At 51.9% G+C, this 23,532-nt stretch carries 20 protein-coding genes; 16 read left to right on the top strand and 4 right to left on the bottom strand.

The genetic code is table 11. The features are described 5' to 3' along the window. Window positions 1-7 precede the first annotated feature (7 nt). The 12 genes from ACO0LI_RS27425 (at window position 8) to prmC (ending at window position 13,135) form a co-directional block, all read left to right on the top strand. Window positions 8-847, top strand: coding sequence for an ABC transporter permease (locus tag ACO0LI_RS27425; protein ID WP_423036721.1), 840 nt, complete (start codon window positions 8-10; stop codon window positions 845-847). 1 nt (window position 848) lies between these two features. Continuing rightward, the gene (locus tag ACO0LI_RS27430) at window positions 849-1,607 is read left to right on the top strand and encodes an ABC transporter ATP-binding protein (RefSeq protein WP_423036723.1); all 759 of its coding nucleotides are present in this window, start codon (window positions 849-851) and stop codon (window positions 1,605-1,607) included. A 213-nt stretch (window positions 1,608-1,820) separates the two neighbouring features. Next, on the top strand, window positions 1,821-2,615 hold the full coding sequence (minC, locus tag ACO0LI_RS27435) for a septum site-determining protein MinC (protein ID WP_422953537.1): 795 nt from the start codon (window positions 1,821-1,823) through the stop codon (window positions 2,613-2,615). A gap of 68 nt (window positions 2,616-2,683) precedes the next feature. Then, window positions 2,684-3,499 carry a septum site-determining protein MinD gene (minD, locus tag ACO0LI_RS27440; RefSeq protein ID WP_162060871.1) on the top strand — a complete coding sequence of 272 codons (816 nt, stop codon included), beginning with the start codon at window positions 2,684-2,686 and terminating at the stop codon, window positions 3,497-3,499. A gap of 1 nt (window position 3,500) precedes the next feature. Beyond that, window positions 3,501-3,767 carry a cell division topological specificity factor MinE gene (minE, locus tag ACO0LI_RS27445; protein ID WP_422953536.1) on the top strand — a complete coding sequence of 89 codons (267 nt, stop codon included), beginning with the start codon at window positions 3,501-3,503 and terminating at the stop codon, window positions 3,765-3,767. A gap of 221 nt (window positions 3,768-3,988) precedes the next feature. Further along, a complete protein-coding gene (locus ACO0LI_RS27450) occupies window positions 3,989-4,681 on the top strand; it encodes a response regulator transcription factor (RefSeq protein ID WP_162043428.1) in 693 nt (230 codons plus the stop codon). A 57-nt stretch (window positions 4,682-4,738) separates the two neighbouring features. After that, entirely contained in the window at window positions 4,739-6,448 is a 1,710-nt protein-coding gene (locus tag ACO0LI_RS27455) for a FecR domain-containing protein (protein ID WP_423036725.1), read from the top strand. Window positions 6,449-6,493: 45 nt separating this feature from the next. Beyond that, window positions 6,494-8,899: a CHASE2 domain-containing protein gene (locus tag ACO0LI_RS27460; protein WP_422953534.1), complete on the top strand. Its 2,406-nt coding sequence runs from the start codon at window positions 6,494-6,496 to the stop codon at window positions 8,897-8,899. Between the two features lie 184 nt (window positions 8,900-9,083). Then, window positions 9,084-10,364: a glutamyl-tRNA reductase gene (hemA, locus tag ACO0LI_RS27465; protein WP_422953533.1), complete on the top strand. Its 1,281-nt coding sequence runs from the start codon at window positions 9,084-9,086 to the stop codon at window positions 10,362-10,364. Window positions 10,365-10,486: 122 nt separating this feature from the next. Beyond that, window positions 10,487-11,566 (top strand): peptide chain release factor 1, encoded by a 1,080-nt coding sequence (gene prfA, locus ACO0LI_RS27470; RefSeq protein WP_422953532.1) that lies wholly within the window; start codon window positions 10,487-10,489, stop codon window positions 11,564-11,566. A 220-nt stretch (window positions 11,567-11,786) separates the two neighbouring features. Continuing rightward, complete coding sequence (locus tag ACO0LI_RS27475; RefSeq protein ID WP_422953531.1) at window positions 11,787-12,293, top strand: disulfide bond formation protein B; 507 nt, start codon at window positions 11,787-11,789, stop codon at window positions 12,291-12,293. Beyond that, complete coding sequence (gene prmC, locus ACO0LI_RS27480) at window positions 12,293-13,135, top strand: peptide chain release factor N(5)-glutamine methyltransferase (RefSeq protein WP_422953530.1); 843 nt, start codon at window positions 12,293-12,295, stop codon at window positions 13,133-13,135. Before ACO0LI_RS27475 ends, prmC begins: the two co-directional genes overlap by 1 nt. A 48-nt stretch (window positions 13,136-13,183) precedes the next feature. Here prmC and ACO0LI_RS27485 read toward each other — a convergent pair whose 3' ends face one another. The 4 genes from ACO0LI_RS27485 to ACO0LI_RS27500 form a co-directional block, all read right to left on the bottom strand. After that, window positions 13,184-13,867: a phage tail protein gene (locus ACO0LI_RS27485; RefSeq protein WP_422953529.1), complete on the bottom strand. Its 684-nt coding sequence runs from the start codon at window positions 13,865-13,867 to the stop codon at window positions 13,184-13,186. Window positions 13,868-14,081: 214 nt separating this feature from the next. Beyond that, complete coding sequence (locus ACO0LI_RS27490) at window positions 14,082-15,110, bottom strand: sulfotransferase (RefSeq protein WP_422953528.1); 1,029 nt, start codon at window positions 15,108-15,110, stop codon at window positions 14,082-14,084. Window positions 15,111-15,127: 17 nt separating this feature from the next. Next, window positions 15,128-15,847 (bottom strand): aspartyl/asparaginyl beta-hydroxylase domain-containing protein, encoded by a 720-nt coding sequence (locus ACO0LI_RS27495; RefSeq protein WP_422953527.1) that lies wholly within the window; start codon window positions 15,845-15,847, stop codon window positions 15,128-15,130. Further along, on the bottom strand, window positions 15,834-16,445 hold the full coding sequence (locus ACO0LI_RS27500; protein ID WP_422953526.1) for a GNAT family N-acetyltransferase: 612 nt from the start codon (window positions 16,443-16,445) through the stop codon (window positions 15,834-15,836). Before ACO0LI_RS27500 ends, ACO0LI_RS27495 begins: the two co-directional genes overlap by 14 nt. A gap of 89 nt (window positions 16,446-16,534) precedes the next feature. Between ACO0LI_RS27500 and ACO0LI_RS27505 the strand changes: the two genes are divergently transcribed. The 4 genes from ACO0LI_RS27505 to ACO0LI_RS27520 all read left to right on the top strand — a co-directional run. After that, on the top strand, window positions 16,535-16,864 hold the full coding sequence (locus tag ACO0LI_RS27505; RefSeq protein WP_422953525.1) for a DUF6916 family protein: 330 nt from the start codon (window positions 16,535-16,537) through the stop codon (window positions 16,862-16,864). A gap of 324 nt (window positions 16,865-17,188) precedes the next feature. After that, window positions 17,189-17,749 carry an adenylyl-sulfate kinase gene (cysC, locus tag ACO0LI_RS27510; RefSeq protein WP_422953524.1) on the top strand — a complete coding sequence of 187 codons (561 nt, stop codon included), beginning with the start codon at window positions 17,189-17,191 and terminating at the stop codon, window positions 17,747-17,749. 5 nt (window positions 17,750-17,754) lie between these two features. Beyond that, window positions 17,755-18,603: a sulfotransferase family protein gene (locus tag ACO0LI_RS27515; RefSeq protein ID WP_422953523.1), complete on the top strand. Its 849-nt coding sequence runs from the start codon at window positions 17,755-17,757 to the stop codon at window positions 18,601-18,603. Next, window positions 18,600-23,532: DUF4347 domain-containing protein (locus ACO0LI_RS27520; RefSeq protein ID WP_423036727.1), on the top strand; the 4,933-nt coding region annotated here is incomplete at its 3' end. The genes ACO0LI_RS27515 and ACO0LI_RS27520, both read left to right, overlap by 4 nt.

Below are 23,532 nucleotides of genomic sequence, written 5' to 3' on the forward strand. Positions count from 1 at the left end.
CAGCATCATGCCATCGACCAGCGCCATCATTATTGCGGACACGCCCGTCAAGACCGCCTCTGCCAGCAGGCAAAGTCCTGTCATGCCGCGTTTCTTGTTGGGCCTGATCCTGCCCTTCGCCCTGATCCTGCTGGCAGAAGTCAGTGTCAGCCGTGGCTGGATCGCGGCCAATCACTTGCCTGCTCCCAGTGAGATTTTCAACACCATTGTTCATCTGGGGCAGCAAGGCTTGCTGGCACATATAGGCATAAGCAGCGCCAGAGTGGCGGCAGGTTTTATCGCAGGCGCCGGTCTGGCTATCCTGACCGGTTCACTGGTGGGTTTGAGTACTCGCCTGGAGGCGATACTGGACCCCAGCTTCCAGGCTTTGCGTGCGATACCGTCACTGGCCTGGGTGCCTTTGCTCTTGCTGTGGCTGGGCATAGATGAAGCACCCAAACTGGTGTTGATCGCCATCGGTGCTTTCTTCCCCGTTTATATGGGTGTGGTATCGGGAATACGCGGGGTAGATCGGCGTCTCATCGAAGTGGGCAAGCTGTATCACTTATCGACCACCGCCATGATCAGACGCATCCTCTTGCCCGCCGCTTTGCCGGCCATTATCACGGGCCTGCGCAATGGGCTCAGCCTGGCCTGGATGTTCATGGTGGCGGCAGAACTGATTGCTGCCAGCCAGGGCCTGGGTTATTTGCTGACGGATGGCCGCGAAACCAGCCGTGCCGATATCGTGCTGGCGGCGATAGCTATACTCGCGGTCTTGGGCAAGAGCAGCGACTTGCTCATGCAAAAACTGGAAACGCATTTGCTGGCCTGGCGTGATACTTACCAACACGGTAACAGGACTTGAGATGAGCAGCTTTTCGTCCCCCTTTTTACAAATCGAAGTCACCAGAAAATCCTATGGCACACGTCAGATACTCAAGAACCTGCAACTCAGCGTGCAACAGGGTGAAATCCTCAGCCTGATCGGCGCGAGTGGCTGTGGCAAGAGTACCCTGTTATCCATCATTGCCGGGCTGGATGGCAGTTTCGAAGGGCAAATCAGCCTGCATGGCCGCAAGTTGCAGGGCGTCAGCCGCGACATAGGTTTTATCTTCCAGGAACCACGCTTGTTCCCCTGGCTGACGGTGGCCCAAAATATTGCTTTCGACAGCGATGATGCCAGCCGCGACCAGCCTAAAGTTGCCAGGCTATTGGCGGAAGTCGGCATACATGGCTATCAACATGCCTTGCCCAAGCAATTGTCCGGCGGCCAAGCACAGCGCGTAGCGATTGCCCGTGGCTTATTCTCCAGCCCAAAAATCCTGTTACTGGATGAGCCTTTTTCTGCTGTGGATGCGTTCACCCGCATGAAGTTGCAGGATTTGCTGATCAATATCGCCAGCGAGCATGGTTTGACCGTCATCCTGGTCAGCCATGATATTGATGAAGCCCTGTATTTGAGTGACCGTGTCGTACTAATGGAACAACAGTCGGTTCAACATACCGCTAGCATACGACAAGAATTTGCCGTATTGCAGAAAAGACCACGCCAGCGGACGCATGCGGCTTTGTCAGCAATGAAAATTAATATACTGGAAAGCTTGCACGAAGCACATGCTTTTTAAGTAGTTTTAAGTGTACTCATCTCAGTTTTTGTAGCTTTGTAAAATAAAAAGTGCATAATTTTGCAATCCTGCCCGCCTATTGGTAGGATTAGTCCTTTTCATGCTTGCCACAATTGGTACATGAATATAATGCTGACATAAGAGAATGTAATTATTCCTCCTGTGCAAGTATTTGGGCAATAAGCAGATTTACCACTATTTTTTTTGGATGCCATGCAAAACAGCCTGACGCGCAAGCCCATTGAGATCAAGATTTCTACTGTTGTTGCTGTTGCAATTTTGCTGCATGACTCCGCTTTTCCTGTGCTCGAAGCCGCATTGAAGGAAATGACCGCGGGTTCGCCTGATTTTTTTGATGACGAATTTGCCGTCATTGATGTCGAAGCCATTACTGAACAGACGCTGGACTGGAATGCACTGATCCCGCTGTTCAAGTCGCATGGACTAAACCCGGTTGCGGTGCGCCATGCGCGTGAAGAGGACCATGCCACCATACGCTCGCATGGCCTGAGCATAGATGTGGTCAGCAAACCCAGGGCAGAGCCTGAACTTAAGCTTGAAGCCCCGCTTGAAACGCCAGTTGAACAGCAGCCAGCTCCAGCACCTGTAGAGGTAGTAGCGGCCCCGGCGCCCGTTGCAGTTGAACCACAAGTCATCATCCGCAATATGCCTGCCATGGTGATAGACACGCCTGTGCGCGCTGGCCAGCGCATTTATGCACGCGGGGCTGACCTGATTATTACCGCCTCAGTCAATAACGGGGCTGAAGTCATTGCCGATGGAAGCATCCATATTTATGCGCCTTTGCGTGGCCGCGCCCTGGCTGGCGCAACGGGAAATACCGAAGCCAGGATTTTTGCCCTGACCATGGAGCCTGAACTGGTTTCCATTGCCGGGATTTACCGTACGTTTGAAAATGGCTTCCCGGCCTTACTACCCCATCATCCGGTTCAAGTTAAACTGCTTGGTGACAGTATTGAAGTATCATCAGTGAAATCAGCAGGCTAATTTGCAGCTTGTACTGGAGATTAGCAGCCTCAATTTTCAGTATCTTGGATAGATAAAAGGAGTTATTTGTGGCAAGAATCATCGTTGTGACATCCGGTAAGGGCGGCGTAGGCAAGACTACTTCCAGTGCCAGTTTTTCTTCAGGCCTGGCCATGCGCGGCCACAAGACAGCCGTGCTGGACTTTGACGTAGGCCTGCGCAACCTTGACCTCATCATGGGCTGTGAACGCCGTGTCGTGTATGACCTGGTGAACGTCATCAGCGGTGAAGCGACGCTGAACCAGGCCCTGATCAAGGATAAACACTGCGATAACCTGTTTATTTTGCCCGCCTCACAAACCCGCGATAAAGATGCCCTGACAGAAGAAGGCGTGGAACGGGTATTGAATGACCTGATCAAGATGGATTTTGAATTTATCGTCTGCGATTCGCCTGCCGGTATCGAGCGTGGTGCCGTCATGGCGCTGACTTTTGCCGATGAAGCCATCGTCGTGACCAACCCTGAAGTCTCGTCCGTCAGGGATTCTGACCGCATCCTGGGTATCATCCAGGCCAAGTCCAAGCGTGCCCAGGCCGGTGGTGAGCCAGTCAAGGAACATCTGCTGATCACCCGCTACTCACCAAAAAGGGTAGAAGCGGGAGAGATGTTGTCTTATACCGATGTACAGGAAATCTTGCGCATACCGCTGATTGGTGTTATTCCTGAATCCGAAGCGGTACTTCATGCGTCTAATCAAGGTAACCCTGCCATTCATATGAAGGGCAGTGATGTTTCTGATGCCTATGAAGACGTGGTTTCCCGCTTTTTGGGGGCAGAAGTGCCCTTGCGTTTCATCAATTACGAAAAACCGGGGCTGCTGCAACGCATTTTCGGAGGCAAATAATATGGCTCTGCTTTCATTTTTATTTAATACCAAACCAAAAACCGCCAATGTGGCGAAGGAACGCCTGCAAATCATCATTGCGCGTGAGCGTACTGGCCGGGAAGGCGGTTATGATTTTTTGCCTGCATTACGTGAAGAACTGATCGCTGTTATTTCCAAATACACCAAGGTGAATCCGGAAGATATCAAAGTGTCATTGGATAAGCAGGGAAATCTGGAAGTACTGGATGTCAATGTCGTTTTGCCGGAACTGGAATTACGTAGTTAAGTCTTAAGGACACTGACTGGTTTGCAAATACAGGCAGTGCGACAAGGAATTTACTAAAAAACAACAACATCAGCAATTATCGCCTTCTATTAGCGGAAGTTTGTAACAAGAAGTAATTTGTGTTTTATTCACATTTTTTCACAATTACTTATTTTTTCACTTGCTTTCGATATAATGGAAGATATTCCACTTTATTTGCCGAACATCAACGGTAACATCCCATGAGAATCGCTGTACTTGACGACGACAATAACTTGCTCGAATTGGTCTGCACCATATTGAATGCAGCCGGTCATACGACTCACCCTTTCCTGAGCGGGAAAGAGATGCTGCATCAATTGCGCAGGGAGAGTTACGACATGCTGATACTGGACTGGCAAGTGCCAGACCTGAGCGGCACTGAAATCTTGCACTGGGTGCGCGAGAAACTTTCGCCCACGCTGCCGGTTCTGTTCATGACCAGCCGCTCTGGTGAAGACGATATCGTCGCTGGCCTGGCTGCCGGTGCCGATGATTACATGATCAAACCGATACGCCGCAGTGAAATGGTGGCCAGGGTACAAGCCCTGTTACGCCGCGCTTATCCAACACAGGCAGCGTCTGAACATTTGCAATTTGGCATCTACAAATTTGAGACCCGCGCTGGCCGCGTCAGTGTCAATGATGTGCCTGTAGAAATGACACAGAAAGAATTCGACCTGGCCCTGCTGTTGTTCCGCAACCTGGGCCGCCCTCTGTCCCGCGCCTACATACTCGAAGCAGTATGGTCACGCGATGTGGATATCCCTTCGCGTACCATGGATACGCATATTTCCAGGGTGCGCAGCAAACTGGAATTGCGTCCTGAAAATGGCTACAGGCTGGCACCGGTCTATAGTTATGGCTATCGCCTCGAACAAATGACACCAGAATAAATACCCCCGGGGCAGCCAAGGCTGCCCCGCTTAGTTTTCCCCATCAAGGAGTCCCGCATGAGACCATGCGCCCCCACGCTCTTGCAAAAGACCCCCTATTGCATGTTACTGAGCCTGGCAATTGCTGCCCCTCTCGGCGCTTTTGCCGCGCCAGCCCCCGCGGCTACAGGTACACCCGGCAGTTTTATCAATACTCCGCCTGACATGACTTATTTCGCCCTGCAGGGTGATACTTTGACATCGATCGCCAAACGCTACACCGACAAAACCACCAACTGGCCGATACTGGGCAAGCGCAACAAGATAGGTAACGACAGGGCGATACCCATAGGCACGGCGATACTGATACCGCTGGAACTGTTACCAGAAGAACCTAGCGAAGCCAAGGTCATTGCCATGACCGGCAACCCGGCTTACAAAGCTGCGGATGGTACAAGCGGCACACTGGCCCTGGGTAGCGTATTGAAAGAAGGCGCGCAGATCAGCACTGACAAAAATGGTTTCCTGACCATGGCCTTGCCGGATGAATCACGTATCTCGATTCCGTCGAACAGCAATGTCAGCCTGTCCAAGTTGCGTAAAACCAAATATACAGGTAGCCCGCGTACTGAGGTCACCTTATTACAGGGCAAGGTAGAGTCACGCGTTTCTTCGCTGGTCAGCAACAAGGGACGTTTTGAAGTACGTACCAACCTCGCAGTGGCGGGTGTACGCGGCACCAATTTCCGCGTTGGTGTCAATGAAGATGGGATTGCCAACGAGGTGCTGGAAGGCGGTGTTGCCGTCAATAATACTGTCGCCAAAAAAGCGGATGAACTAGTGCTGACCACAGGCAAGGGCAATATCGTTTCAGCCACTGGTGTGGGCAAGCCTGTAGATTTGCTGCCACCACCGAAGATGAATGAAAGCTATCTGCTGCAAGAACGTCCTACCCTGCAATTCCAGGTAGAGACCAACGCTGCGGCTACGGGCTATCGCGTGCAAATCGCCCAGGACAAAGACATCATCAACGTATTGGCAGAAAACCGCTACAAAGACAACCGCTTCAAGTTTGATGGTTTCGCCGATGGTAATTATTTTGTACGTATCACTGCCATCGACAAGTTGGGGCTGGAAGGCCTGCCACTGGTCAAAGCAGTGACCCTGAAAGCCAGGCCAGAACCACCTTTCACGGTACAGCCTAAGAACAAGGTACGTGCTGAACGCCTGGATTTTGCCTGGACAGAAGCCAGCAATGCCGTGGCTTATCACTTGCAAGTCGCCAAAGATGCAGAATTCAAGAATCTGCTCATCGACAAACCTGGCTTGAAAGAAGTCCAGTTCAGTTCCGACCGCCCTGCCGAAGGTGAGTATTTCTGGCATGTCGCCACGATAGTGCAAAAAGATGGCAAGCCAGATCATGGCCCTTACAGCGATGCGCAAAAATTCGTGGTCTTGCCAGTCACCAGCCTGGCACCGCCGGATGAAGGCAACGGCAATCAATTGTCATTTAGCTGGGCTTCTGAACCGGGACAGAAATTCCTGATACAGATCAGCACTGATCCTGATTTCAAGAAACTGTTCCTGAGCAAGGAGCTCGACAAGGCTGAACTGAAGATCAACCGGCCAGATGCAGGTGTTTACTTCATCCGCGTGCGCTCAACTGACCCGGATGGCTATGTCAGCCCCTTCTCATCGACCCAGAAAATCACGCTGCAACAGCGCTGGACCAGTGGGGACGGCTCCCCCATACAGAGTGGCAGCGGCCCTATCGGCACCAATTATTGATACAATCACAGCATAAAAAAGGACAGGCAAATTTAGCAGCACCCCATGAAAAACAGCCACTTACAGGTAGAACGTATTGCATTACGCGAGTGGCTGGTTCTCAGTATCCTCATCCTCTGCGTCACCGCTGGCCTGCTGTACTACAAGACCCTGGAGCGAACTGACCTGGTCTTGTATGACAGGCTGATGCAACTCAATTCCCGCCCGGCGCGGGATGACATCATCATCGTTGGCATAGACAGCCACAGCCTTAGCGAACTTGGCAAATGGCCGTGGCCGCGCCTGCGTCATGCTGAACTCATCAAGCAAATCAGCGCAGCCCAGCCTGTGGCTATCGGTATGGACTTTGTCTTTACTGAAGCTGAAGAGCGCAATGAGCAGGTGCAAAATGGTGACCAGCAACTGGCAGAGGCACTGGTACGCAGCAATAACGTGGTCTTGCCGCTGATCTCGGAAAATGCGGGCAAGGGCCTGACCACGGTGCGCCCTGTTCCCTTGCTCGCAAGTGCTGCGCGTCAACTGGCGCACATCAACCTGGAACTGGATAAAGATGGCGTGGTACGCAGTGTTTTTCTGCGCGAAGGCATGAATGGCGAATGGTGGCCACATTTTGCACTGGCGCTGGCCGACATCGGTAGCCAGGTGACCCCGGGTACCGAAACAAATTTGCCGGGTGAACGCCTGCCTGCCAGCTTGCGCAATGCAGCACCTGAGCCTGGTACCTGGCAACGCGACTATCTGATCCACATCCCTTTCGCTGGCAGCAGCGGGCACTTCCGCTCTGTGCCTTATGTCAGTGTCTTGCGTGGTGAAGTCCCTGCCGATTTTTTCAAGAACAAGTATGTGCTGGTCGGCCCTATGGCCAGTGCCATGGCTGACTCCTTTCCTACGCCGGTATCTGGTAACGAGGGCATGATTTCCGGTGTCGAGATCAATGCCAATATCCTCGCTGCGCTGCTGGACCAGCGCAGCATACATGCAGCGCCCAAGCTGTATTTATACCTGCTGAATTTACTCGCAGTGGCGCTGGCGTTGATGGCTTACCAGATGCTGTCGCCACGCAAGGCCCTGATGGCAACTGCGGTAGTGGCGGTCGTCACCATGTTTGGTAGCTGGGCCATGCTCAGGTATGCGGGTTATTGGGCTGCCCCCACTGCAGCCCTGTTTGCGCTCATCCTGGCCTACCCTCTGTGGAGCTGGCGCAGGCTGGAAGCGGCGATACGCTTTCTGGCAGAAGAATTCCGGGTACTCGACCAGGAGCCTCATCTGTTGCCAGAGTTTATTGATGAAGACGATGAAGAACCTGCTCGTGCCCTGACCGATACCCTGGAACAAAGCATCAATGCCATGCGTGAAGCAGTTGATCGGGTACGTGACCTGCGTCAGTTTGTCAGTGACAGCCTGGCCAGCCTGCCCGATGCGACGATGGTCACCACTACCGATGGCAATGTCTTGCTGAGCAACCAGCCTGCGCTTGATTATTTTGCCGGCATAGGCATGCCCAAGGTCAATGATGCGCTGGTACCCTATCTGTTCGCCAAGATGTCCCCGCCAAGCAATGCTGACACCGGCTCAGATGCCAGTTTTAGCTGGTGGGATTTGCTCGACATCAAACACACCAAATCCATGTCGCAGGGCATAGAGGTCAGAGACCCGCAGGGCAAGGATTTGCTGATCAAGAGCGCACCGAGTTACAACGGCGAAAAACAGCTGGTGGGCTGGATAGTCAGCCTGATCGATATCACCAGCGTGCGTGCCGCCGAACGCAGCAGGGACGAGACTTTGCATTTCATTTCGCACGACATGCGCGCACCACAGGCCTCGATACTGGCACTGCTGGAATTGCAAAAAGACAGCAGCACCGCCCTGCCAGCGGATGAATTCATGGCACGCATAGAAAGAGCATCGCGCTCCACTTTGGGCCTGGCTGATAATTTTGTACAACTCGCGCAGGCAGAGTCGCAGAATTATCGCTATGAAGAAGCCGACTTCCAGGACATCTTGCTGGTAGCGACGGAAGAAATGTGGTCGCTGGCCCGTAGCAAGAATATCCGCATACAAACAAAAATCCAGGATGAAGAATTCCCAGTGCTGGTAGATAACTCGCTGATGACCAGGGTGCTGACAAATCTGCTGTCAAACGCCATCAAATACAGCCCCAAGAACACCACCATCACCTGCTCACTCGTGCGTGAACAGCGCCTGGCTGACTCTGTCATCGTCTGTTCTATCGCAGACCAGGGCTATGGCATTACCCATGCAGACCAGGCCAGGCTATTCCAGCGCTTCCAGCGCTTCAAGACCAGTGACCAGCCTAAAAATGACGGCATAGGCCTGGGCATGGTCTTCGTCAAGGCTGTGCTGGACAGGCATCAGGCGACGATAGACTTCACAAGCGTGCCGAATGAAGGTACGACATTCAATGTGCGCATTCCAGCCGATCTGGAATAAATTCAGGCTTTAAGCATGGGTAACAAAGCAAATGTTGGCGCAATGCATGTTGCAAAAAAGGCATAATTCCTGGTTTATAAGGTTCACTTGATATGCATCAAATGCCCACGTTCAGGAAAATGCTGATGCAAAGCGTTATAATGAAGCCTTACGTCCTCCCCCAGCTTAATTGAGCTTAATTGCAATGCAACTGTCTGCTGTTGGCCTCAACCACACGACCGCGCCGCTGTCCTTGCGCGAAAAGGTCGCCTTCTCGCCTGAGCAAATATCTCAGGCGGTTGTGGCTGCGCGTGCCTGGTTTGGTCGCGATGACAATGTGGCAAGGCATGGTAATGAGGCAGCAATTTTATCAACTTGCAACCGTACCGAACTGTACGCAGCCTGTAGTGGAGCCAATGCGATTGATTCTACCGCCCACTTTTTGGCGGATTTTCATAAGCTGTCTTATGCAGATTTACGTCCGCACTTGTACACACTGCCGCAAGATAATGCGGTAAGACATGCTTTCCGCGTTGCTTCTGGCCTGGATTCAATGGTCATAGGTGAGCCGCAAATCCTGGGCCAAATGAAAGATGCCGTACGCCAGGCAGAAGCAGCCGGTGGCCTGGGTACTTATCTGCACCAGATGTTCCAGCGCAGTTTCGCTGTCGCGAAGGAAGTACGCACTACCACAGAGATAGGCGCACACAGTGTCTCGATGGCGGCGGCTGCCGTCAGATTATCACAACGTATTTTTGACAAGATCGCTGACCAGCATGTCTTGTTCATCGGTGCGGGTGAGATGATAGAGCTCTGCGCCACCCATTTTGCGGCACAAAACCCCAAGTCGCTCACCATTGCCAACCGCACGCTGGAACGTGGTGAAGCACTGGCGCACCGCTTCAGCGGCAAAGCCATACGCCTGGCCGACTTGCCGCAGCAACTGGCGCAATTCGATATCATCGTTTCCTGCACGGCATCTTCCCTGCCCATCATAGGCCTGGGTCTGATAGAACGTGTCGTCAAGGCGCGCAAACACCGCCCCATCTTCATGGTTGACCTGGCGGTACCGCGCGACATAGAACCTGAAGTCGCCAAGCTCGATGACGTGTTTTTGTACACTGTCGATGATCTTGGTACCGTTGTACAAACCGGCCTGGAAAATCGCCAGGCTGCTGTTGCACAGGCAGAAGCCATCATAGAAACCCGCGTGCAATCCTTCATGCACTGGGTCGATGGCCGTGCTGTTGTACCGGTGATACAAGACCTGCATGAAAGCAGCGAGCAATTGCGCCTGATAGAACTCGAACGTGCACGCAAGATGCTGGCACGCGGCGATGATATAGACGCGGTACTTGAAGCCTTGTCCAAGGGCATCACCGCCAAATTCCTGCATGGCCCGCAACAGGCCTTGCATCAAGCCAGCGGCGATGAACGCGCCCGCCTGGCCACGCTGTTACCTCAATTATTCCGCACAAAGCGTTAGCGATTCGCTACGCTGCTGGCCTGTACGCGTAGGCGCTTACGGGCATTTTCTTCTGGGTCAGCCTGACCCGCCCCATCCTTAGCGTAATCAGCATCATTAGCTATACAGTCAAAGAATATATTATGAAACCATCAATGCTACACAAGCTCGACCAGCTTGCCGAACGCCTCGACGAAGTTGGCCACCTTCTCATGCAGGAAGGTGCCACCAATGACATGGACAGCTACCGCAAACTGAATCGCGAGCATGCCGAACTAGACCCGCTGGTCGCGCTGTACAACAATTACAAACAAGCCCAGGCCGATATCGCCGAAGCCGAGCTCATGCTCAGCGACCCCGACATGAAGGCCTTTGCCCAGGACGAAATCGAAGCCGCAAAAACCACTATGCAGACACTGGAAAGTGATTTGCAAACCATGCTGTTGCCAAAGGACCCCAATGACGAGCGCAATATCCTCATGGAGATCCGCGCTGGCACGGGTGGTGATGAAGCAGCCCTCTTCGCCGGTGACTTGCTGCGTATGTATATGCGTTTTGCTGAGCGCAATCGCTGGCAGACCGAGATCATGTCTGAATCGCCATCCGAGCTGGGCGGCTATAAAGAGGTCATCGTGCGCCTTGCTGGCCAGGGCGTGTATTCCAAACTCAAATTTGAATCCGGTGGCCACCGCGTACAGCGTGTCCCGGCGACAGAAACCCAGGGTCGCATCCATACCTCCGCCTGTACGGTTGCTGTCATGCCTGAGGCCGATGAACTTGCGGACGTAGTCATCAACAATGCTGACCTGCGCATAGATACCTTCCGCGCCAGTGGTGCTGGTGGTCAGCATATCAACAAGACCGACTCCGCCGTGCGCCTGACGCATATCCCTACCGGCATCGTCGTCGAATGCCAGGATGGCCGCAGCCAGCATCAAAACAAGGCGCAAGCCATGCGCGTGCTTGCAACCCGCATCATGGACGGTCAGTTGCGTGAGAAGCAAGCCAAGGAAGCGGCCACCCGCAAAAGCCTGATCGGTTCCGGTGACCGCAGTGAGCGCATACGCACCTACAATTATCCACAAGGCCGCATGACCGACCACCGCATCAACCTGACCCTGTACAAACTGGATTTCATCATGGATGGTGAGCTGACAGAATTAACGACTGCACTGGTAGCAGAACATCAGGCCGAACTGCTGGCTGAGCTCGGTGATGATTGATAAGAATGCCAGCAGAAATGCCGACAAAAATGCAATGAGAGATGGCTAATAGATATGACAAATAAGCATATCCATAAGACAAAACCAGCTTTCGCGTAAAATCAACAGTATTTGATTGCGCAATTGCATGAAACTGTCGGATACTCGCTGCCACTATCCTGCGATACAGAACTAAAACGCCAGGATTGCGTCCAATAACAATTCTTTCATCGCGTGCACCATGAATCTGTCGAAAAAACTTTTGCTGTCGATTGCCCTTACCTGCATAGGCTTGCTGGCGGCTGCCATGTATTTGCAAATCGTGGAAAAAATGCTGCCTTGCCCGTATTGCGTATTCCAGCGCTACGCCTTTGCCCTGATCGCGGTTTTTTGTCTGATTGCGGTAGCTACCGATGGCATCATGCACCGCATCACCACCGGGCTGGCACTGTTGTCTGGCTTGATTGGTCTGGGTGCCGCTGGCAAACATTTCTGGATACTTGAGCACCCTGCCCTGTCCTGCGGTATCGATCCGCTGGAATCCGGCTTGAACAGTTTCTTCCTCGCGCAATGGTGGCCAGCGATGTTCAGGGCTGATGGCCTGTGCGAAACACCTTATCCACCTACCCTGGGCTTGTCACTGCCAGCCTGGGCCGGGATATTTTTTATATTATTTAGCCTGACACTGCTGGTGTTGTTGATACGCAATCAAAAAACCAAGCGCGGCATGTTCGGCCCATCACGCTAATGCTGGACTGGCTACAGCCCGGCATCACCCTGGCTGCTTGTGAAAACGCCAGCCCGCTGGACCGCATAGACACCCGCCTGCTACTTATGCATGGTCTGGGCCTGACGCGCATACAACTGATCACGCAGTCTGAAATGGTACTGAGTACAGAACAACTCGCCATCATGGACGAGTTGTTCTGCCGCCGCATCAAGGGCGAACCAATTGCCTACATCGTGCAAGAGCGTGAGTTCTTTGGCCTGAATTTCCATGTCACACCCGATGTGCTTATCCCCCGGCCTGATACTGAATTGCTGGTGGAACTGGTTTTGCAATATGCCCCTGCCAATTCCAGCTTGCTGGACATGGGCACGGGTTCAGGTGCGATTGCAGTCGCCATCGCCCATCAAAGACCAGACCTGCAAGTGACTGCGCTGGATGTCAGCCCTGCTGCCCTCGCGGTGGCGAAAGAAAATGCCAGGCGCCATCTGCCCGCAAATAAAATAGATTTTTTTTGCAGCGACTGGTATGCCGTTCTGGCTGGTAAAAGATTTCAAACTATCGTCAGCAACCCGCCTTATATCGTGGTCAATGATGCTCATTTACAACAGGGTGACTTACGTTTTGAACCCATCAATGCCCTGACAGACCATGCTGATGGCTTGTCTGCCTACCGTCAAATCATAGGCCAGTCGCATTTACACTTGCGGTCAGATGGATGGATTTTGCTTGAACATGGTTATGACCAGGCAGAAGCTGTACGTGGCTTATTGATGCAAAATCATTTTACCGAAGTGCAAAGCTGGCGGGATCTGGCGGGGATAGAAAGAGTCTCAGGCGGCAAGCTACAGGTACAGGCATAAAAAATGGCACCCTTGATACAGGTGCCATTTTTCTTATGCAGGAAGAACTTAGTTCCTGGATGGGAATATGCCTTCCATCGCGATGATGTAATTCAAACCCAGGTAAGGTTGCATAACAGTGTTAGTTGATGTCGTGGTAACAGGGAATGCTGTCGGTGTGCCACTGCCGGCAGGGCCAGAAGTGACAGTGACCGTACCAGTTACTGTAGTTACTACACTCTTAGGATTGAGTGGAACCAGGTTAGCTGCATCACCGGTTGTTGGCAAATAAACAGCACCTGAAGTACCACCGCCACCAGAATTACACAGTATGGCATTAGCAGATGGTGCTGTTCCCGATGACGCTGGCGATGCTGGGCCACTGCTGGTCGCATTCATGACTGATGCGGTAGTAAAGCCAGAACCATCAACAGCAACGCTATGAGTATGTGCTGGCAGGTTCGCGACTGTCAAAGTTACACTGCCAGTACCAGTTGCAATCGCAGTGACATTGTTCACGCCGGCTTTCTCACCTTGCGCAACATTGGCAATTCCGGGACCTGCGCCTTGAGAGCCGACAGCAACACGGCCACGCAAATCAGGAATACCAAAAGTCGATTGTCCATCACCACCATACATCGTGCCTAACAAGGCAAACATCGCTGAGTTTTGGGAAATAGCGACAGTCTGACCATTACAGAACAGCCAACCACGTGGGGGATAGTTAAAACCTACGGCCAAAATGGTACCCATAAATGCATCCATTGCATACTCCAATTCAAGTTATCGTTCAAATAGGGATTGTGCTATCTAGTCTCTTCTGCCTTCACCCCTATCAAGGAACATGAATTCAGAGCTTTCATCAATGGCTTTCATATGCAAACAAACAAGCAATTTCAAAAAAAGCAAACCAATTCTACAACCCTTGTGCAAAAAATACACTGCAAATTTTTCATCATGATACTACTTAACAAATTTTAACTTTCAGTCTCAGTCGCTCTAGTCGGCTATACTTTTCCTCGCAGAGTTGGACAAAATCTGAAGTGGGTTTTGTTAGCACAGCATGCCCGGACTGAGGATCACCCGCAAAACTGGTGTAGCGGTGCTTGGAATGCAAGCCTGAACGCTCTTTTAGTTTCACCAATGATTGCTCATCACAATCGAGTTGAAACAGGCCTAGCAAATCCTCCCACATTACCCCGGGCAATTGCTGATAATTCAACAGCAGCAAATCCTCAGCCACCGCATGTTCAAGTCCTGCGCAAAACATGCTGTGCAACATGCTTGCTGCGTATACATCAAAATCTGCTACCGGGATTTTTGCTTCTTCAACTTGCAGTCGCGTCGTATTAAGCAGGCCAGGTATCATCTGCGGCCCCCGCTGACGATGGTGCGAGGCAAGCACAGCCTGCGGTTCGCGGTATAGAAAGATGATGGGAATGTCAGGATAAGCCTCGCGCACAAAGGGTATCCAGGGCAAATGCCAGCTATCAAACTTGATAAAAAAATGGCTGTCTTCTGTCGAACGCCTTTGTCCAAGCGCAGCAATCAGATTCTGAAAAACCGCTGTTGCATTCTGAGTCTCAGGATGCTCGTAACGGTAACGAAAAAATGCATCAATGACTGGCGGCTCTGACATCACTATGCACTGTGGTAGCGACGCCAGCATTTGCGTCAGCAAGGTAGAACCGCAACGTGACACATGGAAAATAAAAGCCGCAGGTGCCAATCGCGACATGTGCTCAAGTTGCGCAGGCAAATTTTCCAGCGTCGTCTGACAAACTTGCCTTTGCTCGCGGCCTTGCTGGTTCAGGGTATCGAGAAAAAACGACTCCAGAAACCGCGCCTTTCCGAGATGGCGCCAGTGTAAAGTACCGGTCACGGCATCAATTGCTACCGGGTACCAGCCCAGCATTGAAGGCAAATGATCTGCATTTATTTGCTGGCCACGCAACAATGCTCTGTCTTCGGCTGCGAAGCTCGTTTTGATACTCATGCGTTTCATTTCCATGTTTAGTCCGGCAATGCCTGCCCCAGCCTGATGGCCTCAAGGCGGCTGGCAATTTGCAAGCCTGCGCTTTGGCCGGTGGCACGCAACATGGTGATGATTTCCAGCACATTACCGTCGTGAATGGCAGGGTCATCATATTTTGGCCTGGGCCTGGCAATCCAGCCAGCATCAAGAAACACTTGCTCCAGCCAGGCGTTACTGACGCAATCTATCATCAAATGCACCCTCGCCTGATTACCTGGATTGACCACCCCATGCAGGCATGCCGCATTCAGATACCAGGTATCACCAGCAGAAAAATGCACTTCTTCACCATCAATCCTGAACAGCACATCGGGCGTCGTCGTGACAGGTACATGCAGACGGGTAATGCCATCCTCCAGTGAAGTACCATCGTCCCTGTGCTCTTTGATGATGCCGCCGGCTTCCAGCGACATCAGGCGCACGGAAGTTTTTTCACATTGAAACGTATCGACCACTTCCCGTAAATACGGGCAGGTTTGCATGAGTGCAGTATCCTGAAAGTTGCCTTCATTCACAGGCATGATGTGATCCATGCGGCCATCAACAGCGCGCAAGGGAAGGCAAGTCCAATTGTTGATGTAGGCATTCGTATTAAAGTGCCTGATCCATGCAGAAGCTTCGAGTTGCTGCAGCTCGGCACGCAAACGGGATAAGTCAAAACTGAAAGGCAACTTCAGGTAGCGACTAGGCAGAGGCATCAAGCTGCCCCTGTTTTGTCATGTTACTGGCCAGGGTAGTGGCTGACATTACGTTGGCCAAGGTCTCAGATGCTGCCGGAGCATGGGCGCGCCATTGCATTTGCTCAAACAGCTCATCAGTGCTAAGTGCGACAAATCCCATCTGCAAATACAAACCCCGCGCCGCAAAATTGGTTTGCTCAACAGCGAGACTGACACTTTTACCGTGATTTGCCGCCTGTGCCTGCAAAGCCTGCAGGATTGCCCTGGCGATGCCCTGGCGTTGCGCAGCGGGAATAACCGCGATATCCACCAGGCGCACATCATTGCTGCCTGTATCGATAATGACACGCCCAACTGGCTGACCATCATCTTCAATCATCAAATGCAGGGCTTCAGGGTAATTGAGCCTGATACCCTCCATCTGCACATGCTGTTGCATTTTGATCATTTGCGTGATGAAGGCCACATCCATAGGCATGTGCCGCAAATCCTCACGGCGGCTGGCGTATAAGGCATCAAGGAAAGCCTGGTCAGCCGCATGTACCGCCTCTACAGCATCTACCGCTTCTACCGCATCTACATTGCGCAACATAAGCGCAGCAGGTAATTTGTACACAAGCACTCCCAAGCTGGTTAAAATAACATGCTTGTTATCCTGCCTATGCTTGCGTTTTCTTGCAAGTGAAACTTTTCATCACTCTGACCATGTCCATTACCATAGAACAAGTTCACCCTCTGATCGGCAACAAGTTTCAACTTGAAACCTCGAACGGCATCATTCAACTTGAGCTGGTAGAAGCAGAAGAACGCCCTCGCCGTGGCATACCAGAAAGCTTCCGTACGCCTTTATTGTTGATTTTTTCCGGCTCCTCCAAACTGCCTCTGGCGCAAGATAATTATCTTATCGAACACCCGGTGCTGGGCAAACACGTCTGGACCATCGCCCCTACACTGGCTGACCATGCCCAGGGGCAATTTCAGCGTCCGCATGAAGACGGCGGCACCTGCGTTTACTACCAGGTTTTCTTTAATTAATTTCTTCGGTACCAAGACTTCTCGTCTTATCTATAAGGCATTTAAATTTTTCATCTAAATTGCTTAATTAATTGGCAGTTTTTTGTTACATTTACACGCAAAAAAAGTTTTCAATGTTAGTATTGCAGTTAATTTTTTAACATTGAATAATTTATCTTCTTGATTCAGCAAGATAAATTGCAAGTCAGAAATATCGGCTATCAAAACTGGATGACGGCGAGCAGTCTTGTCGCAATGCCCCTGAATCAAGTCCTTGATTTCTGATTTGTTACGTATCGGGTGTCTGCTTAGTCCCGATTTTTTTAGCTTATCGGTGGTGTGCGGATGCCTGGAAGTAATCAAACAGAAAGCAGTGAAGAACCTGCTGCAAACAAAGTCAAAACCTGGTGGCTCAGTGGCCTGCCCGGTGCGGGTAAAACGACACTTGCGCAAAACCTGGCGCAGCATCTGCGCGAGCTATCCATCCCGGTTTGCGTGCTTGATGGTGATGAAATAAGACAGGGTCTGTCCAAGGATCTGGGCTTCAGCCTCGCTGACCGCGAAGAGCAAGGCCGCCGGACGGCTGAAATGGCCCGCCTGCTCAATCTTAACGGTATCTCTGCCATCGTCGCCCTGGTTTCTCCCAGCATGCGTGGCCGGGCTCTGGCGCGTGGCATCATCGGTCATGACAAATTTGTCGAAACCTATATCTCCACACCTTTACATATTTGCCAGCAGCGCGACCCCAAGGGTTGGTATGCCAAAGCGAAACAAAATCCAACGCTGCAATTGACAGGCATTTCCGCACCTTATGAGGCACCCACGTCTGCGGAATGCGTCATAGATACTGATCAGGTTCAGATAGCTACAGCAATCAGCCAACTTGCCGCATTTTTAAAAATTTGAAATTCATGGAACAAGCAAAATACCACTTCATCTCTGGACTGCCTCGCTCGGGTTCGACCTTGCTGGCAGCTATTCTGCGTCAAAATCCACGCTTCCAGGCGGGCATGAGCAGCGCCGTAGGTGCGCTGGTCAATGCGGTACTGACACAAGTGAGCGCCGGGAGTGAGGTATCCAGCCTGGTGAATCAGACGCAAAGAAAAGACCTCATGCGCGGTCTTTTCGATTCCTATTACAAGAATGAGCTGGACAAGGAAGTCATCTTTGATACCAACCGCATGTGGAGCACCAAGCTGCCACTGCTGAAGGACTTGTTCCCGAATTCCAAAATGATTGCCTGCGTACGCAATGTGGCCTGGGTCATGGATAGCATAGAGCGTCAATTCCGCAACAATCCCTATGAAAACAGCAAACTGTTTGGCAGCAGCATGTCACGTACTACCGTGTACCAGCGTTGCGAAGGTCTGACACAGCATGATCAGATGGTTGGTTATTCCTGGGCAGGTTTGCGCGAAGCATTTTATGGTGAACATGCAAAATCTCTGCTGGTGATTGACTATGATTTGCTGGCACAGGCGCCAGAAAAAGTCATGCAACTGCTATACCAGTTTATTAATGAACCTTATTTCCAGCATGACTTTGAAACCCTGGAATACGACGCTCCGGATTTTGACTTGCAACTGGGTGCATCAGGCTTGCACAAGGTAAAGCCCAAAGTTGAATTTACTGAACGACGCACTATCATCCCCCCCGATTTATTTGACAAATACTCGAAACTGACTTTCTGGTCTGACCCCAGCGGTAGTGCAGCAAACGTCATTGCTCCCAAGTTAAATGTGAAAGAAAACGAATCATGAACAACTCCATCATCAATAAACAAACTGACTTCGATATTCTGAGCATTAACACAGGCATAGTTGGACCACAGGAAGCACCGAAATTTGATGCTTCGGCCCTGGCAATTCTGGCAGCACCAGTCAATTCCAGTGCACCTTCTGCCCCACCAGTGTCGGGGCGCGTAGAAATTGTCTTTATCGAAGACAATGTGCGCGACATAGATACACTGCTCAAAGGCATAGGCGATGGCCGGGAAGTTCATATCCTTGATTCAAGCAAGGATGGTCTTGCGCAAATGGCTGACATTCTCGCTGGCCGCAAAGATATCGATGCCTTGCATTTGATCTCTCATGGCAAGGAAGCTTCGGTCAATCTGGGGGGGCTGATACTTGATCAATCCACCCTGAGCAGTCATGCGACAGAACTGAAAACCATCGGGGACTCTCTAAGCAAGGATGGCGACATCCTTCTATACGGCTGTGACATTGGGGCAAATCAAGGGAAAGCTTTCATCGACCAATTGGCCGTCATCACCGGTGCGGACATCGCAGCATCCAATGACTTGACCGGTGGTAAGCCATTTAATGCCAACTGGAATCTTGAGGTCAACAGCGGCAGCATTGAAACAAGCTCTGTCGGGAATCCACAACTGCAGGCGTTGTATCACAATGTACTAAACATTGCTTCGGCAACGCTGAATTTTAATACCGCAGCAAACTTCAACGCTCCAGGGAGCGCAGGCGGTGTTGCAGGCGGCGCTTCAAGTGGCGTGAACGACGTCATCTATCAGGTAAACAATAATTCATCCTATTTATTCAAGATTGACGGCACAGTAAAAGATATTTCCAGAGACCCTGGCGGCTACATCACAACCGACTACTACGATGCCGGTACCGAAACTTCTATTACTTTTTCTTTTCAAACTGGCCAACAGTTTGACGCAAGCTCTATAGTATTAATTACCCAAAGCCTTTCTCAGGACTTTGTCTTCAAAGGCTATAACGCGAACAATACCCTGGTTGCGACAAACAATAAGTCAATTACCGGCGCTAGCGGCACGACAACGACTCTCAATTTTAGTGGCATGACCGGCGTTACTAAAATTATCATGACAGCGACCTCGAACGGTAACAAGGTGCGTTATGCTGGTTTCGACGACATTGTTCTTGCCAACATCCAGCCACCTACCGCCATCACCAGCGCCACCTACGATGCAAGTACCGGCGTACTGGCAGTTACAGGCACAACCATGGTTGCTGGCGATACCATCGTTGCCAACAAATTTACGCTGACTGGTCAAGGTGGTTCAACTTACACGCTGACCGACACCGCCAATACCACTGCGACGAGTGCCACCGCGTTCACACTGACCTTGAGTGCAACGGACAAACTGGCAATCAATGGTTTATTGAACAAAACCGGTACCAGCGCTGCTGGTGGCACGACCTTCAACATCGCAGGTGCAACTGGCTGGGATTCAACAGCCAATTCTGCCGCCGATACCACAGGCAATGGCGTTACTGTATCAAACGTCAACGCCCCAACAATTACCTCGGCTACCTATAATTACACCACGAATACATTTGTCGTCACTGGCACCAATCTGGTCAGTGTCAGCGGTGCCAATAATGACGTCACCGTCTCTACCCTGACCATAACGGGCCAGGGCGGTGTTACTCGTACCCTGACTACCACTGGCAATGTGGAAATCACCAGTGCCACCAGTTTCACGCTCACACTGGCAGGTGCCGATATTGCTGCAGTCAGAGCACTACTCGATAAGAATGGCAGTAGTTCCAGCGGTAGTACTACCTACAACCTGGCTGCAGCAGATGACTGGAATAGCGCCATCACCGGTGGTGATATTTCAGATGCGACAAATGCCATCACTGTATCCAATGCGCCACCGATACTCACGAGTGCCACATACGATGCCAGCACTGGCGTTCTCTCTGTCACTGGTGCCAATATCACCAATGGCGGCACGATAGATATCAGCAAATTGACACTGTTTGGGCAAAACGGCAACTTTTATGGCTTGACCACGGCCAACGTCACGGCCAGCAGCAGCACTGCATTTTCTGTCACGCTGAATGCTAACGACAAAATAAATGTGAATGGCCTGCTGAACAAGAATGGGACAAACGCGGTCAGTGGTACCACCTATTTCGTGGCAGCAGCGACCAACTGGGACGTCACTGCTTCTTCCCCTTCCGATGTGGCTGGTAATCCCATCACGGTCTCGAATGTCACTGCACCGACCATCACTTCAGCCGCGTATGATGCCAGCACTGGTACATTCACCGTCACAGGCACTGGCCTGGTCAAGATAGTTGGTGCCACCAACGATATCACCATCAATACACTGACCATTACCGGCGAAGGTGGCGTCACCCGCACGATTTCTACTACCAGCAATGTAGAAGTCACGAATGACACGACGTTCAGTTTCACCCTGGCTGGTGCAGATATTAATGCCGTCAATATCCTCTTCAACAAGAACGGCGCCAGTTCTACTGGTGGCACGACTTACAATCTCTCAGCTGCAACTGGCTGGGACGGCCCCATCACTGGTGGAAATACCCAGGATTTGACGAACGCTGTGACGGTATCCAATGCGGCCGTCCCTACCATCACTTCGGCAACCTATAACTCCAGTACTGGTGTTCTTATCGTTACCGGCACAGGCTTGTCTATACTGAACGGTGCAGCGAATGACATCGTCGCCAATAAATTCACACTGACTGGTGAAGGCGGTGCCACCTATACCCTGACGGACACGGCAAATGCAGAGATCACATCGGCTACCAGCTTTTCACTGGTACTGAGCGCCACTGACAAGTCAGGTATCAACCAGATTGTCAACAAAAACGGCACTAGTTCCACCGGTGGTACTAGCTACAACGTCGCGGCAGCAGAAGACTGGGCAGCAGGCGCAGATGCAGCCGTTGTCATTGCCGACCTGACCGGCAATGGCATTACAGCCACGGTCGCGGCGCCTACCGTCACCTCCGCCACTTATGATGCCACTACCGGCAACCTGGTGGTCACAGGCACGGGTTTTACCCATCGCGCTGGTGCCACCAACGATATCATTGCCAACAAATTTACGCTGACAGGACAAGGCGGCAGCACTTATACCCTGACCGACACGGCCAACGTTGAAATCAGTTCTGATACCAGTTTTACGCTGATACTGTCTGCGACCGACAAACTGGGCCTGCGCACCCTGCTCAATAACAATGGTACGCAATCAGTAGGTGGCACGACCTATAACCTTGCTGCGGCAGATGACTGGGCCAATGGTGCTGACGCAACACTCAATATCGCCGACCTGGCAGGCAATGGCATTACCGTATCGAATATCGTACCTCCTGCTATTACCTCAGCCACATACGATGCCAGCACAGGCATCCTGTCTGTCACTGGTACCAATCTCGCCAGTGGCGATACCATTGATGTTTCCAAACTGTCCCTGACTGGTCAGGCGGGTTCATATACCCTGACCACGGCCAATGTCACTGCGACCAGTGCTACTGCGTTCTCGGTCACTTTGAATGCTGCTGACAAACTTGCCATCAACGGCATATTGAACAATAACGGTACCACAGCGGTTGATACCACCACATTCAATCTGGCCGCAGCAGCAAGCTGGGACACGACAGTCACTACACCAGCAGATCTGACTGGCAATGCCGTCACAGTCGGCAACGTCACCGCCCCAACCATTACATCCGCGACGTATGACGGCACCACCCACATCTTCACCGTCACCGGCACCAACCTGGTTCAAACGATAGGCGCGACCAACGACATCACGATATCCAAGCTGACCATCACTGGCGAAGGCGGCGCCACCCGCACCTTGTCCACCACTGGCAATGTCGAAGTCACCAGCGCTACCAGCTTCACCTTCACCCTGGCCGGTGCCGACATTGCCGCTGTCGATAACCTGCTCAATAAAAACGGCACGTCTTCCGCCGGTAGCTCCACAACGTACAATTTGGCCGCAGCCGACGACTGGGATAGCGTCATCACCGGCGGTAATATCGCCGACCTGACTGGCAATGGCATCACTGTTTCAAATGCCGCACCAAGTATTTTGAGTTCCACCTACGATGCCAGCACCGGCATCCTGTCTGTCTCCGCCGTCAACATCGTCACTGGCGACACCATTGATGTAAGTAAGCTGTCTTTGACTGGCCAGGCCGGTTCCTACACCCTGACCACCGCCAACGTCACCGCCAGCAGTGCCACGGCTTTCTCGGTGACACTTAACGCCGCCGACAAGCTCGCCATCAACGGCATACTGAACAACAACGGCACAGCAGCGGTTGATACCACCACCTTCAACCTCGCAGCAGCTGCATCCTGGGACGCCACTATCACGTCCAGTGCCGACCTGACTGGTAATGCAGTGACCGTATCCAACGTCACCGCACCAACAATTACTTCCGCAACCTATGATGGCATCACCCACATCTTCACCGTCACTGGCACCAATCTGGTTCAAACGATAGGCGCGACCAATGACATCACCATATCCAAGCTGACGATTACTGGCGAAGGTGGCGCAACGCGTACTTTGTCCACGACTGGCAACGTCGAAGTCACCAGTGCCACCAGTTTCACCTTCACCCTGGCCGGTGCCGACATCGCTGCCGTTGATGCCTTGTTGAATAAAAATGGCACTTCTTCAGCAAGCAGCGCCACAACGTACAACCTCGCCGCAGCCGACGACTGGGATAGCGTCATCACCGGCGGCAACATCGCCGACCTGACTGGCAACGGCATCACAGTAGCCAATGCCGCACCAAGCATATTAAGTTCCACCTACGATGCCAGCACCGGCATTTTATCGGTCTCTGCCGTCAACATCGCCGGTGGCGACACCATTGATGTAAGCAAACTGTCTTTGACTGGCCAGACCGGTTCCTACACCCTGACCA

The sequence above is a fragment of the Undibacterium sp. Tian12W genome (genome assembly GCF_049339405.1).
GTDB lineage: Bacteria > Pseudomonadota > Gammaproteobacteria > Burkholderiales > Burkholderiaceae_D > Undibacterium.

Coding starts and splice junctions, on each gene's coding strand:
- ACO0LI_RS27460 (WP_422953534.1), top strand. CDS start 6,494: ATGAAAAACAGCCACTTACAGGTAGAACGTATTGCATTACGCGAGTGG.
- ACO0LI_RS27490 (WP_422953528.1), bottom strand. CDS start 15,110: ATGAGTATCAAAACGAGCTTCGCAGCCGAAGACAGAGCATTGTTGCGT.
- ACO0LI_RS27450 (WP_162043428.1), top strand. CDS start 3,989: ATGAGAATCGCTGTACTTGACGACGACAATAACTTGCTCGAATTGGTC.
- minE (WP_422953536.1), top strand. CDS start 3,501: ATGGCTCTGCTTTCATTTTTATTTAATACCAAACCAAAAACCGCCAAT.
- prmC (WP_422953530.1), top strand. CDS start 12,293: ATGCTGGACTGGCTACAGCCCGGCATCACCCTGGCTGCTTGTGAAAAC.
- ACO0LI_RS27425 (WP_423036721.1), top strand. CDS start 8: ATGCCATCGACCAGCGCCATCATTATTGCGGACACGCCCGTCAAGACC.
- cysC (WP_422953524.1), top strand. CDS start 17,189: ATGCCTGGAAGTAATCAAACAGAAAGCAGTGAAGAACCTGCTGCAAAC.
- prfA (WP_422953532.1), top strand. CDS start 10,487: ATGAAACCATCAATGCTACACAAGCTCGACCAGCTTGCCGAACGCCTC.
- ACO0LI_RS27495 (WP_422953527.1), bottom strand. CDS start 15,847: ATGCCTCTGCCTAGTCGCTACCTGAAGTTGCCTTTCAGTTTTGACTTA.
- ACO0LI_RS27475 (WP_422953531.1), top strand. CDS start 11,787: ATGAATCTGTCGAAAAAACTTTTGCTGTCGATTGCCCTTACCTGCATA.
- hemA (WP_422953533.1), top strand. CDS start 9,084: ATGCAACTGTCTGCTGTTGGCCTCAACCACACGACCGCGCCGCTGTCC.
- ACO0LI_RS27455 (WP_423036725.1), top strand. CDS start 4,739: ATGAGACCATGCGCCCCCACGCTCTTGCAAAAGACCCCCTATTGCATG.
- minC (WP_422953537.1), top strand. CDS start 1,821: ATGCAAAACAGCCTGACGCGCAAGCCCATTGAGATCAAGATTTCTACT.
- ACO0LI_RS27505 (WP_422953525.1), top strand. CDS start 16,535: ATGTCCATTACCATAGAACAAGTTCACCCTCTGATCGGCAACAAGTTT.
- ACO0LI_RS27485 (WP_422953529.1), bottom strand. CDS start 13,867: ATGGGTACCATTTTGGCCGTAGGTTTTAACTATCCCCCACGTGGTTGG.
- ACO0LI_RS27430 (WP_423036723.1), top strand. CDS start 849: ATGAGCAGCTTTTCGTCCCCCTTTTTACAAATCGAAGTCACCAGAAAA.
- ACO0LI_RS27515 (WP_422953523.1), top strand. CDS start 17,755: ATGGAACAAGCAAAATACCACTTCATCTCTGGACTGCCTCGCTCGGGT.